The 14,146-nt window shown below is 69.3% G+C and carries 9 protein-coding genes and 2 rRNA genes (1 of these 11 running past the window's edge); 4 read left to right on the top strand and 7 right to left on the bottom strand.

All coding sequences use genetic code 11. From position 1 onward, the window contains the following. Both NRK68_RS15940 and rrf read left to right on the top strand, forming a co-directional pair. Positions 1-2,183 (top strand): 23S ribosomal RNA (locus tag NRK68_RS15940); it begins 937 nt to the left of the window's first position. Between the two features lie 77 nt (positions 2,184-2,260). Next, positions 2,261-2,377: ribosomal RNA gene (gene rrf, locus NRK68_RS15935) — 5S ribosomal RNA — on the top strand. An 86-nt stretch (positions 2,378-2,463) separates the two neighbouring features. On the opposite strand, the gene NRK68_RS15930 is transcribed toward rrf, so the two are convergent. Beyond that, complete coding sequence (locus NRK68_RS15930; protein ID WP_257856054.1) at positions 2,464-3,288, bottom strand: DUF3626 domain-containing protein; 825 nt, start codon at positions 3,286-3,288, stop codon at positions 2,464-2,466. Between the two features lie 48 nt (positions 3,289-3,336). Between NRK68_RS15930 and NRK68_RS15925 the strand changes: the two genes are divergently transcribed. Further along, positions 3,337-3,897, top strand: a complete 561-nt coding sequence (locus NRK68_RS15925; protein WP_257857864.1) for a GNAT family N-acetyltransferase — start codon at positions 3,337-3,339, stop codon at positions 3,895-3,897. On the opposite strand, the gene NRK68_RS15920 is transcribed toward NRK68_RS15925, so the two are convergent. The 6 genes from NRK68_RS15920 to NRK68_RS15895 form a co-directional block, all read right to left on the bottom strand. Continuing rightward, a complete protein-coding gene (locus NRK68_RS15920) occupies positions 3,894-5,519 on the bottom strand; it encodes a type VI secretion protein (protein WP_257856052.1) in 1,626 nt (541 codons plus the stop codon). The genes NRK68_RS15925 and NRK68_RS15920 overlap by 4 nt on opposite strands. Before the next feature lies 1 nt (position 5,520). Beyond that, a complete protein-coding gene (locus tag NRK68_RS15915; RefSeq protein WP_183069707.1) occupies positions 5,521-6,942 on the bottom strand; it encodes an ATP-binding protein in 1,422 nt (473 codons plus the stop codon). 19 nt (positions 6,943-6,961) lie between these two features. After that, on the bottom strand, positions 6,962-8,524 hold the full coding sequence (locus tag NRK68_RS15910; RefSeq protein WP_183069706.1) for an SCO6880 family protein: 1,563 nt from the start codon (positions 8,522-8,524) through the stop codon (positions 6,962-6,964). Further along, positions 8,521-9,849, bottom strand: a complete 1,329-nt coding sequence (locus NRK68_RS15905) for a hypothetical protein (RefSeq protein WP_257856051.1) — start codon at positions 9,847-9,849, stop codon at positions 8,521-8,523. Before NRK68_RS15905 ends, NRK68_RS15910 begins: the two co-directional genes overlap by 4 nt. Beyond that, a complete protein-coding gene (locus NRK68_RS15900) occupies positions 9,839-10,669 on the bottom strand; it encodes a DUF8175 domain-containg protein (protein WP_257856050.1) in 831 nt (276 codons plus the stop codon). Before NRK68_RS15900 ends, NRK68_RS15905 begins: the two co-directional genes overlap by 11 nt. A 103-nt stretch (positions 10,670-10,772) precedes the next feature. Next, the gene (locus tag NRK68_RS15895) at positions 10,773-11,081 is read right to left on the bottom strand and encodes a DUF8827 family protein (protein WP_008742356.1); all 309 of its coding nucleotides are present in this window, start codon (positions 11,079-11,081) and stop codon (positions 10,773-10,775) included. Positions 11,082-12,001: 920 nt separating this feature from the next. On the opposite strand from NRK68_RS15895, the gene NRK68_RS15885 reads away from it, so the two are divergent. Beyond that, entirely contained in the window at positions 12,002-13,174 is a 1,173-nt protein-coding gene (locus NRK68_RS15885) for an alpha/beta fold hydrolase (protein ID WP_308296179.1), read from the top strand. The last annotated feature ends 972 nt before the right edge of the window (positions 13,175-14,146 follow it).

The following is a 14,146-nucleotide window of genomic DNA, read 5'->3' as shown; positions in this document are numbered from 1 at the left end:
CGTCGTGTGTTTCTTGCCGGAGGTAGAGCACTGGATAGGCGATGGGCCCTACCGGGTTACTGACCTTAGCCAAACTCCGAATGCCGGTAAGTGAGAGCACGGCAGTGAGACTGTGGGGGATAAGCTCCATGGTCGAGAGGGAAACAGCCCAGAGCATCGACTAAGGCCCCTAAGCGTACGCTAAGTGGGAAAGGATGTGGAGTCGCAGAGACAACCAGGAGGTTGGCTTAGAAGCAGCCACCCTTGAAAGAGTGCGTAATAGCTCACTGGTCAAGTGATTCCGCGCCGACAATGTAGCGGGGCTCAAGCGTACCGCCGAAGTCGTGTCATTGCAGCTATAGGGCCAACGCCCGCTGTGATGGGTAGGGGAGCGTCGTGTGCCGGGTGAAGCAGCAGCGGAAGCTAGTTGTGGACGGTTCACGAGTGAGAATGCAGGCATGAGTAGCGATACACACGTGAGAAACGTGTGCGCCGATTGACTAAGGGTTCCTGGGTCAAGCTGATCTGCCCAGGGTAAGTCGGGACCTAAGGCGAGGCCGACAGGCGTAGTCGATGGACAACCGGTTGATATTCCGGTACCCGCTTTGAAACGCCCAATATCGAATCAGGCGATGCTAAGTCCGTGAAGCCGTTCCGGACCCTTCGGGGAAAGGAAAGTGGTGGAGCCGACGAACCAGACTTGTAGTAGGTAAGCGATGGGGTGACGCAGGAAGGTAGTCCAGCCCGGGCGGTGGTTGTCCCGGGGTAAGGGTGTAGGCCGAGGGGTAGGCAAATCCGTCCCTCATACAAGGCTGAGACCTGATGCCGAGCCGATTGTGGTGAAGTGGATGATCCTATGCTGTCGAGAAAAGCCTCTAGCGAGTTTCATGGCGGCCCGTACCCTAAACCGACTCAGGTGGTCAGGTAGAGAATACCGAGGCGTTCGGGTGAACTATGGTTAAGGAACTCGGCAAAATGCCCCCGTAACTTCGGGAGAAGGGGGGCCATCACTGGTGATCCAACTTGCTTGGTGAGCTGGGGGTGGCCGCAGAGACCAGCGAGAAGCGACTGTTTACTAAAAACACAGGTCCGTGCGAAGCCGTAAGGCGATGTATACGGACTGACGCCTGCCCGGTGCTGGAACGTTAAGGGGACCGGTTAGTGACCTTTCGGGGTTGCGAAGCTGAGAACTTAAGCGCCAGTAAACGGCGGTGGTAACTATAACCATCCTAAGGTAGCGAAATTCCTTGTCGGGTAAGTTCCGACCTGCACGAATGGCGTAACGACTTCTCGACTGTCTCAACCATAGGCCCGGTGAAATTGCACTACGAGTAAAGATGCTCGTTTCGCGCAGCAGGACGGAAAGACCCCGGGACCTTTACTACAGTTTGATATTGGTGTTCGGTTCGGCTTGTGTAGGATAGGTGGGAGACTTTGAAGCATCAACGCCAGTTGGTGTGGAGTCGCCGTTGAAATACCACTCTGGTCGTGCTGGATGTCTAACCTCGGTCCGTGATCCGGATCAGGGACAGTGTCTGATGGGTAGTTTAACTGGGGCGGTTGCCTCCCAAAGGGTAACGGAGGCGCCCAAAGGTTCCCTCAGCCTGGTTGGCAATCAGGTGTTGAGTGTAAGTGCACAAGGGAGCTTGACTGTGAGACCGACGGGTCGAGCAGGGACGAAAGTCGGGACTAGTGATCCGGCGGTGGCTTGTGGAAGCGCCGTCGCTCAACGGATAAAAGGTACCCCGGGGATAACAGGCTGATCTTCCCCAAGAGTCCATATCGACGGGATGGTTTGGCACCTCGATGTCGGCTCGTCGCATCCTGGGGCTGGAGTCGGTCCCAAGGGTTGGGCTGTTCGCCCATTAAAGCGGTACGCGAGCTGGGTTTAGAACGTCGTGAGACAGTTCGGTCCCTATCCGCTGTGCGCGTAGGAATATTGAGAAGGGCTGTCCCTAGTACGAGAGGACCGGGACGGACGAACCTCTGGTGTGCCAGTTGTCCTGCCAAGGGCATGGCTGGTTGGCTACGTTCGGGAGGGATAACCGCTGAAAGCATCTAAGCGGGAAGCCTGCTTCAAGATGAGTATTCCCACCTCCTTGAGAGGGTAAGGCTCCCAGTAGACGACTGGGTTGATAGGCCAGATGTGGAAGCCCGGTAACGGGTGAAGCTGACTGGTACTAATAGGCCGAGGGCTTGTCCTCAGTTGCTCGCGTCCACTGTGTTAGTTCTGAAATAACGAACAGCTGTGATGTCAGCCAGCGTTCGAATTTCATAGTGTTTCGGTGGTCATAGCGTTAGGGAAACGCCCGGTTACATTCCGAACCCGGAAGCTAAGCCTTTCAGCGCCGATGGTACTGCAGGGGGGACCCTGTGGGAGAGTAGGACGCCGCCGAACAATCATTGTGGGAAAGCCCCGCACCAGTCATGGTGCGGGGCTTTTCTGCGTTCACGGGGTTTACGGGGTTTGCGGGGGAGTGTTTTTCAGCGCATTCCGAATCCGAATCTTGCCAGGTAGTGCCACACCCGTTTGAGTGCCTGGTCGTCGTACCGGCCCGTGCGGGCCGCCTCGCCGAGGATGCGGGGGGTCAGCCGGCCGGCGACGGCTATTTCCGCGCCGAGGTCGACGTACTCCTGGCCCCGGTATTCGGGGTGGCGGCGGAGCTCGGCGACCGTGAGCACATAGCCCGGGTGCCATTCGGTGGGGCAGGGAAGCCGGGCGGCCGCGGCCTCGACCGGGGTACCGCGGTAGCTGGGGTCCAGGACGAGAGCGGCGACATCGCGTTCGAGGAGGACAGGGGTGTGGACCTGGGCCTCGATGTAGTCGTCGAGGGCGTCCTGGTCGTCCGCCTCGGCCAGGGCGATCAGGGACATGCGGTCCGCGACACCGAAGGACTCCGGTTCCAGGTAGCTGTCCGGGTAGCAGAAGGTGGTCAGCGACAGGGCCGCGGGCGTGAGGCGGAAGTGCGCGGAGCCGAAGCGCGGGGCGGCGCCGGCCGGGTTGCGGCGGAAGTTCAGGGCGCCGTACACCGGGCGGGCCTCCGGGGGCGCGTCGTCGTAGGCTCCGCCGAAGATGCGGCTCTCCCACAGCCAGCGGGCGCCCCCGGGATGGGCGGTGAGACCGCCGTTGCCGGTGCCCGTGACGAACTGGGATCGGTACACGCCGTCCTCGGCCAGAGCGGCGAGGATCGGGCGGTCGCCGGACCAGCGGTCGGGATGGAAGTTGAGGGTCACCGCGATGGCCGGGTCCAGCGGCTGGCCGTGAGACCGGGCGGTGACGTGGTCGATGGCTCTGACGTGCGGATTCATGGGTGAAGTCTGACTGATGGATGGTTAGGATCTCCGCTCATGAACGAACTGCGGTACGTGATACGTCCGGTGCGCGCCGACGAGTGGGCGAAGATCAAGGAACTGCGGATCGCCGGGCTCAAAGACCCTGCGGCTCCGGTCGCCTTCCTCGAGACGGTGGAGCAGGCAGAGGGACACCCCGACGAGTTCTGGCAGGGGCGGGCCGAGGGTGCGTCGCACGGACGGGCCGCCCGGCAGTTCGTCGCGGAGGCCGCCGACGGGCGCTGGGTCGGTACGGTGTCCGTGCTCGTCGAGGAGGGCGGGACCGTCGATTTCTTCGATCAGGCCGTCGAGCGGCCGCAGGGGCACCTGGTCGGGGTGTTCGTGCGGGCCGAGCAGCGCGGGACCGGGCTGACCGAGGCCCTGTTCTCGGCCGCGCTGGACTGGGCCTGGGGGCTGGAGGAGCCGGTCCTGGAACGCGTACGGCTCTTCGTGCACGAGGACAACGCGCGGGCCGGCGCCTTCTACCGGAAGTATGGGTTCGAGGCGACCGGCACCGTCGTGCCGATGCCCGGGAGTCCGGCCGCCAAGGAGCTGGAATACGCGCTCCGGCGGCCCGCCACCGCTTAGAGGTCGGCTCCGGGCCAGCGGGAGCGGGCCTGTTCACGGCTGCGGCACAGGGCGAGGAGGGGCAGCGTATCGCCGACCAGCAGCTCCGGGAGCTGGGGGATCGGGGCCACGGCCGCGACGTCTTCCAGCACCAGGGAGAGTGGTGGGTCGAGCCGACCGTGGGATGACCGTGCGGCCATGCGGCGGCCGTGCTCGACCACGTGAGAGGCGAGTGCGGTCAGCAACGGCATCGCACCCGGGTGGGTGCGAGGGTCCTCCAGAGATTCACCCACCACATACAGGCTGCCCCCTTCGGACAGGAACGAAGCCAATGTGAGCGAATCCGTTCGGTTCGGATTGCAGGCCTCGCGGATGTGGATCGAGGTGAGGCAGGAGAGGGCACGGGCCGTCAGGTGCAGGGCGAGCTCGCGGCGTTCGGGGTGCGCGGTGAGGGCGCTCTCCAGTTCGCCGGCCGCGCCCGCGGCGGCGTCGGGGTGGGTGCGCAGGATGCGTACGGGATCCTGGGCGCTGTTGCCCTGGGCCCAGCGGTGGAGCTGTTTGAACGGGCGGTCGTCGAGGGCGGCGGCCTGGAGCCAGCTGCGCAGGAGCGTTTCGGCGGTGTCGGCCACCGCCTCGTCCATCCGGGCCTGGGGGCGTACGGGGGCCAGCAGGGCGACCGCGCGGGCGGCGGCGGTGTCACGGTGGGCGCAGCCCTCGGCGGGGTTCCAGTGCATGCGGGCTGGGGTGTCGCACAGGTGGGAGGGGTCGTAGAGGAGCACCGGGCCGAGTTTGGCGCGGGCGTCCTTGGTCTCGGCCCAGAGAGTGGGGGAGGAGGTGACGATGAGGGCGGCGCCCTCGGTCTCGCCGATGCGGGTGGCTGCGGCGCGCAGGCGTTCGTGCGGGCTGCCGTAGGTGACCCCCTGCGGGGTGGCACTGGCGAGGGCACTGTGGGTGACGGTGGGGGTGACGGTGGTGGCTGTCGGCCGGGGCGCGTAGCCGAAGCCGTAGCGGTAGGCGTCGTGGTTCGGGCCGGTGTGGTTGGCGGGGGCGCTGCCGCCGGGCCCCTGCGGCTCAAGCGTCGGCGGGGTTGGATGTGGCGGGGTCGGTACGAGGTCTGCGGTGCGGAGGTGGGCGGGGGCGCTGTCGCCGGGCCCCTGCCGCTCATGCGTCGGCGGGGCTGGCGGAACGAGGTCCGCGGCGCGGGGGGCGGCGAGAGCGCTGCTCCCGGGCCTCTGCGGCTCATGCGTCGGCGGGGTTGGATGTGGCGGGGGTTTGGGGTTGGCGCGGCGGGCCTTGGTGCGGGCTACTACGCCGATCACGAAGACGGTCAGCACGAAGAGGATCAGCAGTTGGCTGACGAAGAGGCCCCAGAACAGGCCCCAGCCGGAGAGGGCCGCGGGGGCTGTGTCGGGCCAGGCGGCCGCGATGTCGTGCGGCTGCGCTATCAGGGCGCGCACGGCCGTCGGGGTCCGGGTGAAGGTGACGGTGTCGGGCCAGGAGCCGCGGGCGAAGAGCGCGGCCAGGCCGGTGGCCGTCCAGACGAGGACGGCCAGGCCGAGGAGGAAGGCCAGCAGGGCGACCAGCAGGCCGTCCGGGATACCGCCGCCGCGCGCGGCTGGTTCCGTACGTCGTGCTTCGTGCATGTCAGGCCACCGTGGTCGCGGATCCCGGGCTGCCGCTGCCGCGGCTGCGTTCGATGGACAGGGCGCGTTCCTCCGCTTCCAGTTCGGCGGCGAGGAGGTCGTCGGGGAGGCGGTTGGGGGTGGAGGACTCGGTCATGGCGCGGTCGGTGAAGACGAGGGGGCGTTCGGCTTCGGTGATCAGGTGTTTGACGACCTGGACGTTGCCGTTGACGTCCCAGACGGCGATACCGGGGGTGAGGGTCGGGATGATCTCCACCGCCCAGCGGGGGAGGCCCAGGACCCGGCCGGTCGCTCTGGCCTCGTCGGCCTTCTGGGCGTAGATCGTTCGGGTCGAGGCCATCTTGAGGATGGCGGCGGCTTCGCGGGCGGCGGCGCCGTCGACGACGTCGGAGAGGTGGTGGACGACGGCGACGAAGGACAGGCCGAGGCGGCGGCCGAACTTCAGGAGGCGCTGGAACAGCTGCGCGACGAAGGGGCTGTTGATGATGTGCCAGGCCTCTTCGACGAGGAAGATGCGCTTCTTGCGGTCGGGCCGGATCCAGGTGTGCTCCAGCCACACGCCGACGATCGCCATGAGGATGGGCATGGCGATGGAGTTGCGGTCGATGTGGGAGAGGTCGAAGACGATCAGGGGGGCGTCGAGGTCGATGCCGACGGTCGTGGGGCCGTCGAACATGCCGCGCAGGTCGCCGTCGACGAGGCGGTCGAGGACGAGTGCCACGTCGAGGCCCCAGGCCCGGACATCGTCTATGTCGACGTTCATGGCGAGTGCGGACTCGGCTTCGGGGTGGCGCAGTTGTTCCACGATGTCGGTCAGGACGGGCTGGCGGTCCCGGATGGTGTCGACGACGTAGGCGTGGGCGACCTTGAGGGCGAAGCCGGCGCGCTCGTCGAGGCCGTGGCCCATGGCGACTTCGATGATGGTCCGGAGCAGCGCGAGCTGGCCGGTCGTGGTGATGGCCGGGTCGAGGGGGTTGAGGCGGATCCCGGAGTCGTTGGCGGCGATGGGGTCCAGGCGGATGGGGGTTATTCCCAGCTGCTGGGCGATGAGGTTCCATTCGCCGACGCCGTCCTCGCCCTGGGCGTCGAGGACGACGACCTGGCGGTCCTTGAAGCGGAGCTGGCGCAGGACGTAGGTCTTCTCCAGGGCGGACTTGCCGTTGCCGGATTCGCCGAGGACGAGCCAGTGGGGGGCCGGGAGCTGCTGGCCGTAGAGCTGGAAGGGGTCGTAGATGTAGCCCTTGCCGCTGTAGACCTCGCGGCCGATGATGACGCCGGAGTCGCCGAGGCCGGGGGCGGCGGTGGGCAGGTAGACGGCTTGCGCCTGCCCGGTGGAGGTGCGTACGGGCAGGCGCGTGGTTTCGACTTTGCCGAAGAGGAAGCTGGTGAAGGCGTCCGTCAGCGCTGTCATGGGATCTCGCATGGGCGGGTCTTCCCTCCAGCTAGCGTCGGATGCCGGTGGCGAACGGCAGGGTGTTGACGAAGGCGCGGTGGTGCTCGCGGTCGCACCATTCCAGCTTCAGGTAGGACTTGCCGGCCGAGGCGCGGATGGTCCGCTTGTCGCGGGCGAGGGCCTCCGGTGAACGCGAGGACACCGTGATGTACCCGACAAGGTTGACTCCGGCAGCGCCGCTGGCGAGATCTTCACCCCTCTGGTCGAGTCGGCCGTGGGCGGCGATGTCGCGGGGGTCGACGGTGCGGTTCATCTTGGCGGCGCGGGAGGCGTCGGCCTCGTCGTTGGTCTTCTCGGTGAGCATGCGCTCGATGGCGACCTCGGTGGGCTCCAGGTCCATGGTGACGGCGACGGTGCGGATGACGTCGGGGGTGTGGACGAGGAGGGGGGCGAGGAAGTTCACGCCGACGGGGGTCATGGGCCATTCCTTGACCCAGGCCGTGGCGTGGCACCAGGGGGCGCGGGTGGAGGACTCGCGGGTTTTGGCCTGGAGGAAGGTGGGTTCGACGGCGTCGAGCTCGGCGGGCCAGGCGTTGCGCTTGGTCATGGCCTGGATGTGGTCGATGGGGTGGTCCGGGTCGTACATGGAGTGCACGAGGGAGGCGAGGCGGCCCTGGCCGAGGGGCTGGCGGACGCGGATGTCGGCTTCGGCGAGGCGGGCGCAGATGTCGGTGAGCTCGCGGGCCATGACGATGGCGAGGCCGGCGTCGCGGTCGAGCTTGCGGCCCTTGTGGGGGGTGGAGGCGCGGGCGATGGTGACGGCTTCGGCGGCGAGGTCGCGGGTGTAGTGCATGCAGGCGACGAGGTAGGCGCGGTGCTGCTCGGAGGAGGTGGACACCATCGACTGGAGCTGGTCGTAGGAGTCGCGGAGCCAGCCGGGTGCCTGGGTGTCGCCGCGCTGGGCGACGTCCTTGGCGTGGGCGTCGGGGTCGGCGGGCAGGGTACGGGCGAGCATCTGGAGGCGGGTGACGAAGCCGTCGCCGTTGGCGACGTGCTTGAGGAGGGTGCCGAAGCGGTCGACGAGGGCTTCCTGGTCCTCGCTGTCGCGCAGGCCGACGCCGGGGCCTTCGATCTCGATGGCGGCGGTGACGGTGCGGCGGTCGGCGTGGAGGAGTACGGCGATCTCGTCGGGGCCGAAGGGGGCGGCGAGCCAGTTGATGCGGCCGATGCCGGGGGGCGGGCCGACCTCGACCTCGCGGCCGTCGGCGGCGCGGACGCCGGCTTCGATCGCGCCGGAGCGGTAGGTGGTGCCGCGGCGCAGGGTGCGCTTGTAGCTGCGGTTGATCTCGAACCAGCGGTAGAAGGTGCGGCCCTTGTAGGGGACGTACACGGCGGCGAGCGCGAGCATGGGGAAGCCGACGAGGCTGACGATGCGCAGGGTCAGGTCGGGGACGAGCAGTCCGCTCATCATGCCGAAGAACGCCCCGGTGATGATGAGGGCGATCTCGCCGGTCTCGCGGTTCTTGCCGACGATCGCGTTCGGCCGGGCGCGGCCGATGAGATACGTACGGCGGGGCGCGACCGGGTGCAGCTGGTGGGACTGGGTCGTCAACGCCCGTCACCTCCTGTGTTCCTCGTGCTCGAGCTCGTGCGGGGCGGGGGTGCGGCGGAGGGGACAGATCCGCCGCCGGCCCCGCCGCCGGAGGCGGGACGGCTGCTGTGGGCGGCCACGCCTCCGGAGAGGGGGTTGGCGGGGCGGGGCGCGGCGCCGCCGCCGTCGCTTCCGCGGTGGGCGCCGCGGCTGCTGTGGGTTTTGATGCCCTGGGAGACGAGGGAGGCCGGGGAGCTGATGACGGCGGCTGCCTGGGCTCCGTCGGTGGCCTTGCTGCGGCCGGCGCGGGCGGAGGCGATCTCGTCGCCGAAGCCGGGGACGAAGCGGTAGATCATCGCGGAGGCGAAGATCGCCAGGAGGATGATGGAGAGGCCGGTGACGACGGCGGAGAAGGCGTTCGGGCCTTGTTCGCCGGTGAGGGCGCCGGCGAGGCCGAGGACGATGACGATGACCGGCTTCACGAGGATGACGGCGATCATGATGCCGGCCCAGCGGCGGACGTGGCCCCAGAGGTTGCGGTCGACGAGCCCGGAGTAGACGACGACGCCGAGGAGGGCGCCGACGTAGAGGAGGGCGGCGCGGATGAAGAGTTCGAGGAAGAGGATGCCGGCGGCGAGGACGGTGACGAGGGAGACGACGATCAGCATGATCGGGCCGCCGCCGATGTCGTCGCCCTTCTTGAGGGCTTCGGAGAAGGAGCCGAAGAAGACGTCGGTCTGGCCGCCGGTGGCGGAGGCGATGACCTCGGTGACGCCGTCGGTGGCGGAGACGACGGTGTAGAGGATCAGGGGGGTGAAGGCGGAGGCCAGGACGGTGAGCCAGAGGAAGCCGATGGCTTCGGAGAGGGCGGTGGTGAGGGGGACGCCGCGGACGGCTCGCTTGGCGACGGCGAAGAGCCAGAGGACGAGCGTGAGGATGGTGGAGGCGGCGAAGACGACGGCGTACTGCTTGAGGAAGGCGGCGTTGGTGAAGTCGACGTTGGCGCTGCCGTTGACCGCTTCGCTGAGCTTGGTGACGATCCAGGCGGCGGCGTCGGCGCAGCCCTTGGCGAGGGAGGCGAGGGGGTTGAGGGCGTCTCCGCTGTCACTGGGGGCCAGTCCGGTCCCGGGTGTGCCGCCGGATGCGCCCGTGCCGTTCTGGCAGTACTGCTTGGAGGGGCCGTCGAGCAGGGCGCAGGGGTCGTTGGTGGCCTGCGGTGTGGGGGCGGCCGGTGTCGGATCCGGGGCGGCGGGCGCGGCGTGAGCGCGGGTCGCCAGGGCGGCGAGGGCCACGTGGGCGGAGGCGATCACGCCCAGCCGGGCGGGAAGCCGGAGGCTATCGGGCATAGGTGAATCCTCCGAATTCCTTGATGGCCTTGCTCATGTCGTCGGACGTCGACACGAGGACATCGCCGGGAACCGGGGCGGGCCCGTCCTGTTGGGTGTCGTCGACGACTTTCCAGTCCTCGCCGATCCAACTCAGCTCGAAGGTCCAGGTCTTCCAGAGGGTCCGGACCGGGTCGGTGGACTTGGTGCCGGACATGCCGATGAGGCCCGTGTACCAGACGGAGACCTTGGCGGCGGTCGGCGTGTAGCTCTCCACGCGGGTGCCGATCGGGACGGTGCGGGTGACGAAGGTGCTGCCCTGGGGGGCGTTGCCGTTGGCGTCGAGGCCGAGTCTGGCGAGGAAGGCCGCCGAGTATGCCTCGTCCTGCGGGCCCTTCATTCTGGACGCGACGTCGGGTGCGTAGATGCCGTCGACGAGGGCGTGGCGGGTGTTCTTGCGGAACATGCCGTCGGAGCCGAGGGCTACCGCGTAGTTGGCGGCGGCCGACTGGGCGCCCTGTTCGTCGTGGGCGAAGCCCTTCGGGATGCTGGCGGTTTTGCCGGTGACCGGGTCGGTGCCCGTGGCTGCCGTGGAGGCGGCGGCCGGGGCCTCGTCCGAGGGGCGGTCGTCGGGGGTGTCCGGGGCCTGGTTGGCGAAGGCGATGGCGGCGATCAGGAGGACCACCACGCCGACCACGGTGACCAGGCTGCGGGGGGCGCGGGAGGTGCGCCGGGCGGGGCCGTACGGGTCGGAGGGGGCTTCGGGGAGGCGGGTGCGGGTCTGGCCCGTGCCGCCGACCTCGCCGTAGCCGGCGCCGCCGTACTGGTCGTCGTTGCTCATTCCGTTTCCGCCCCCTCCGCGTCGTTCGACGGTAGCGCTGGTTCCCGCGTGGACGCGGTGTGGTGAGCCCTCATCAGGTCGGGTCCACCGGTGGTCGGTCGGGCTAGACGGCCATTCCGTAGACGATCGTGAAGAGCGTGCCGAGGGAGCCGATGATGAAGACGCCCGTGAGGCCGGCCACGATCAGGCCCTTGCCCTGTTCCGCGCTGAACGTGTCGCGCAGGGCGGTCGCGCCGATGCGCTGTTTGGCCGCGCCCCAGATGGCGATGCCGAGGCAGAGGAGGATCGCCACGGCCATGACCACCTCGATCATGACCTTCGCTTCGTTGCCGAGACTGCCGAACGGCCCCCAGTTCGGGGCGATTCCGCCGATGATGGTGGTGATGTCGCCCTTTTCAGCTGCCAGGATCATGTAACTCACCGCCCCTGTATGGGTAGTTCCGGAAGCCCGCTGCCCGGCGGCAGGGGTCACGCACTATCTTCGCTGATGAAACCGCCGTCGTCGTCGACTTGTCGGCTCTCTTTACCCGATCTCGCGGCCTGCGACCGGCTTCCGTGCTCTGACCTGGGCCGGGTCGGTGTCCATGCGCAAGAACGTGCGGTCACTCTGTGTATCACGGGGGGTGACGCCGGGCAATGATTGCCCTCTCGGCGTACGGGGGGCGGGGCGAGGGGCCGCCGTTCGGAGCAACGGGGTCGCGTGTCGCTGGGCCGACTCGCTGACATATGTCCGACATTCCGTCAGTAGTCCATTCGTACGTGGGGTTGCGGGTGAAGCTCCACGTCGTCAGGTAGGACGACGCAGGGCGCGAAGGGGGTTCCGTGATCGGGGCGGCACGGCGCAGGTGGCCGGCTGCGGGTCTGGCCGTGCCTTTGGTTCTGGTGCTCGGGGGTGTTTCGGCTCCGGGGGCGGCCGCGGTGTCGGGGGTGGGTGGGTGGGTGGGTGGGTGGGGAGTCCGGGGCCGCCGGGGCCGCCCGGGCCGTGCGTGGACATCGACACGGTCGGGGTTCCGGGGGCGATGTCCGGTACCGAGTACAGCGCGGCGCTGAGCCGGGGCCGGACTTACGTCGGCCACCGGAGCGCGCCGACGGGTGCCTACGGGCCCCTACGGTGGCCCCGGCCGACGCCCGGTTGCCCGAGGAACGCCTGCGGGGTGTCGGTCAAGGTCGCCGACCGGGTCTACGTGAAGGTGCTCACCACCACCGGGGCCGCTTCTAGACCTCGTGCACCCTGACCCTGACGCTGACCTGCACGCTGGGCTGGGCCGCCGTCATCAAACCCTGAAACGGTGAGGCCGCTGCGCTGTCAGTGGGGTGCGGCAGGCTGGAGGGATGACGACTACCTGGACTCTTGCGGATCTCGAGGCGGCCATTCGGGCGGGATGGTCCGTCGAGACCTGCGAGCCGGCCGACATCAGCCGGGTGCCCTGGACTCCGGAGAATCCGGCGTGGGGGCAGTGCGACATCACCGCCCTGCTCGTACAGGACCTCGTGGGCGGGGACCTGGTGCTGGGCGAGGTGTTCCACGAGGGCCGGCAGGAGGGCTACCACTGGTGGAACCTGCTGCCCGGTGGCATCCGGGTCGACCTGACGAGGGAGCAGTTCCGGCGGGGCGAGGTGGTCACGCCCGGGCGGGTGGTGAAGCGGCCGGGCGGGCGGCTGAAGCGGCGCTGGGAGGAGTACCAGCTGCTGCGGCAGCGGGTCATCGACAAGCTGGGGCCGCTGCCGGGCCTGATGGTGACGGGGGACGGCCGGCGCCTCGCCTACACGGACTTCGGCGGTCCGGGGATGCCGCTGCTGGCGCTGCACGGGCACTTCGGGGCGGGGGCGGACTTCGAGCGGCTGGCCCGGGAGGTGGGTCCGGCGTGGCGGGTGATCGCCCTGGACCAGCGCGGGCAGGGGGGTTCCGACCGGGCGGCGGAGTACACGCGGGAGGGGTACGTCGCGGACGCGGCCGCGCTGCTGGAGCACGTGGGGCTGGGGCCCGCGGTGGTACTGGGGCATTCGCTGGGCGGGGTCAATGCGTACCAGCTGGCCGCGCGGCGGCCGGATCTGGTGCGGGCGGTGGTGGTGGAGGACATCGGGGCGGTGGTCGACGGCGATCTGTCCTTCGCGCGGGCGTGGCCGCGGCGGGCCACGACCCGGGCCGGGCTCCTTGCGGGGGTGGGGAGTGCGGCGCCGTATCTGGAGGGGGCGGTACGGGAGTACGCGGACGGGTGGGGGACCGCCTTCGAGGTGGAGGACATGGTGGAGTCCCAGCGCGGGCTGAACGGGGACCACTGGGCGGACTGGCTGCGGGTACGGACGCCGACGCTGCTGGTACGGGGGGACCGGAGCGGGGTGCTGTCGGCGGAGCACGCGCGGGAGATGACGGTGCGCAGGGCGGGGGTCCGGCTGGTGGAACTGCCGGCGGGGCACGCGGTGCGGGTGGGAGACCCGGAGGGGTACTTCGCCGCGGTGCGGGGCTTCCTGGCAAGGCTCGGCCGAGCCGCCACCCCGGCCTGACGACTGGCCGACGGGCCTGCCGGCCGGGCGGGCCTGGGCTGCCGGCCGGGTCGGCCTGGGCTGCGGGGGATTGGCCGGCGGTGCCCGGCGCCCGGGCGGGCGGGGCCGGTGGAGCCTGGCGGCCGGGCCGGTGGGGCCTGGGCCGTCAGGGCCTGTGGCCGGTCCGCCTGGGTTGATGGTTGGGCCGGCGGTGCCGCGGGCTTGGTTGGCGCCGGGCTGAGGGTGTGCCGGGTTGGCTGGTGTCGGGCTGAGGGCGTTGCTGGGCTGCCGGGTTGGCCGGTGGTGCCCGGCGCCCGGGCGGGCGGGGGCCGGTGGTGCCTGGTGGCTGGGCCGGTGGGGCCTGGGCCGTCAGGGCCTGTGGCCGGTCCGCCTGGGCTGGTTGGGCCGGCGTGCCGCGGGCTGGTTGGTGCCGGGCTGAGGCGGTGCCGGGGTTGGTCCGGGCTGCCGGGTGTGGCGCTGGGTCGTCAGACTGCGGGGTTGGCCGGTGGGGCCTGTGGCCGGTTCGCCTGGGTTGCTGGTTGGGCCGGCGGTGCCGCGGGTGTGGTTGGCGCCGGGCTGAGGGTGTGCCGGGTTGGCTGGTGCCGGGCTGAGGGCGTTGCTGGGCTGTGGGGTTGGCTGGCCTCGGGCCGAGGGGCTGCTGGGCTGATGCCGAGTTGTCAGGTTGGCTGCGGGGTTGGCCGGTGGAGCCTGGCGCCCGGGCGGGCGGGGGCCGGTGGGGCCTGGCGGCCGGGCCGGTGGTGCCTGGTGGCTGGGCCGGTGGGGCCTGGGCCGTCAGGGCCTGGGGCCGGTTCGTCTGGGTCGCTGGTTGGGCCGGCGGTGCCGCGGGCTTGGTTGGTGTCGGGCTGAGGCGGTGCCGGGTTGGTCCGGGCTGTCGGGTGTGGCGCTGGGTCGTCTGGCTGCGGGGTGGCTGGCGTCGGGCTGCCGGATCGGCTGGCTGCTTGGGCTTTTGAGTTGGCTGGCGTGGAGATGTCG

The organism is Streptomyces yangpuensis (assembly GCF_024666385.1).
Classification (GTDB): domain Bacteria; phylum Actinomycetota; class Actinomycetes; order Streptomycetales; family Streptomycetaceae; genus Streptomyces; species Streptomyces yangpuensis.
The sequence above is the reverse complement of the archived record's forward strand: the minus strand, read 5'-3'. Positions and strand labels throughout refer to the sequence as shown.

What these genes read in the sequence shown, in the direction of transcription:
- NRK68_RS15930 (WP_257856054.1), bottom strand. Translation starts at nt 3,288, where the DNA reads ATGAATCCGCACGTCAGAGCCATCGACCACGTCACCGCCCGGTCTCAC.
- NRK68_RS15900 (WP_257856050.1), bottom strand. Translation starts at nt 10,669, where the DNA reads ATGAGCAACGACGACCAGTACGGCGGCGCCGGCTACGGCGAGGTCGGC.
- NRK68_RS15885 (WP_308296179.1), top strand. Translation starts at nt 12,002, where the DNA reads ATGACGACTACCTGGACTCTTGCGGATCTCGAGGCGGCCATTCGGGCG.
- NRK68_RS15915 (WP_183069707.1), bottom strand. Translation starts at nt 6,942, where the DNA reads ATGCGAGATCCCATGACAGCGCTGACGGACGCCTTCACCAGCTTCCTC.
- NRK68_RS15905 (WP_257856051.1), bottom strand. Translation starts at nt 9,849, where the DNA reads ATGCCCGATAGCCTCCGGCTTCCCGCCCGGCTGGGCGTGATCGCCTCC.
- NRK68_RS15920 (WP_257856052.1), bottom strand. Translation starts at nt 5,519, where the DNA reads ATGCACGAAGCACGACGTACGGAACCAGCCGCGCGCGGCGGCGGTATC.
- NRK68_RS15895 (WP_008742356.1), bottom strand. Translation starts at nt 11,081, where the DNA reads ATGATCCTGGCAGCTGAAAAGGGCGACATCACCACCATCATCGGCGGA.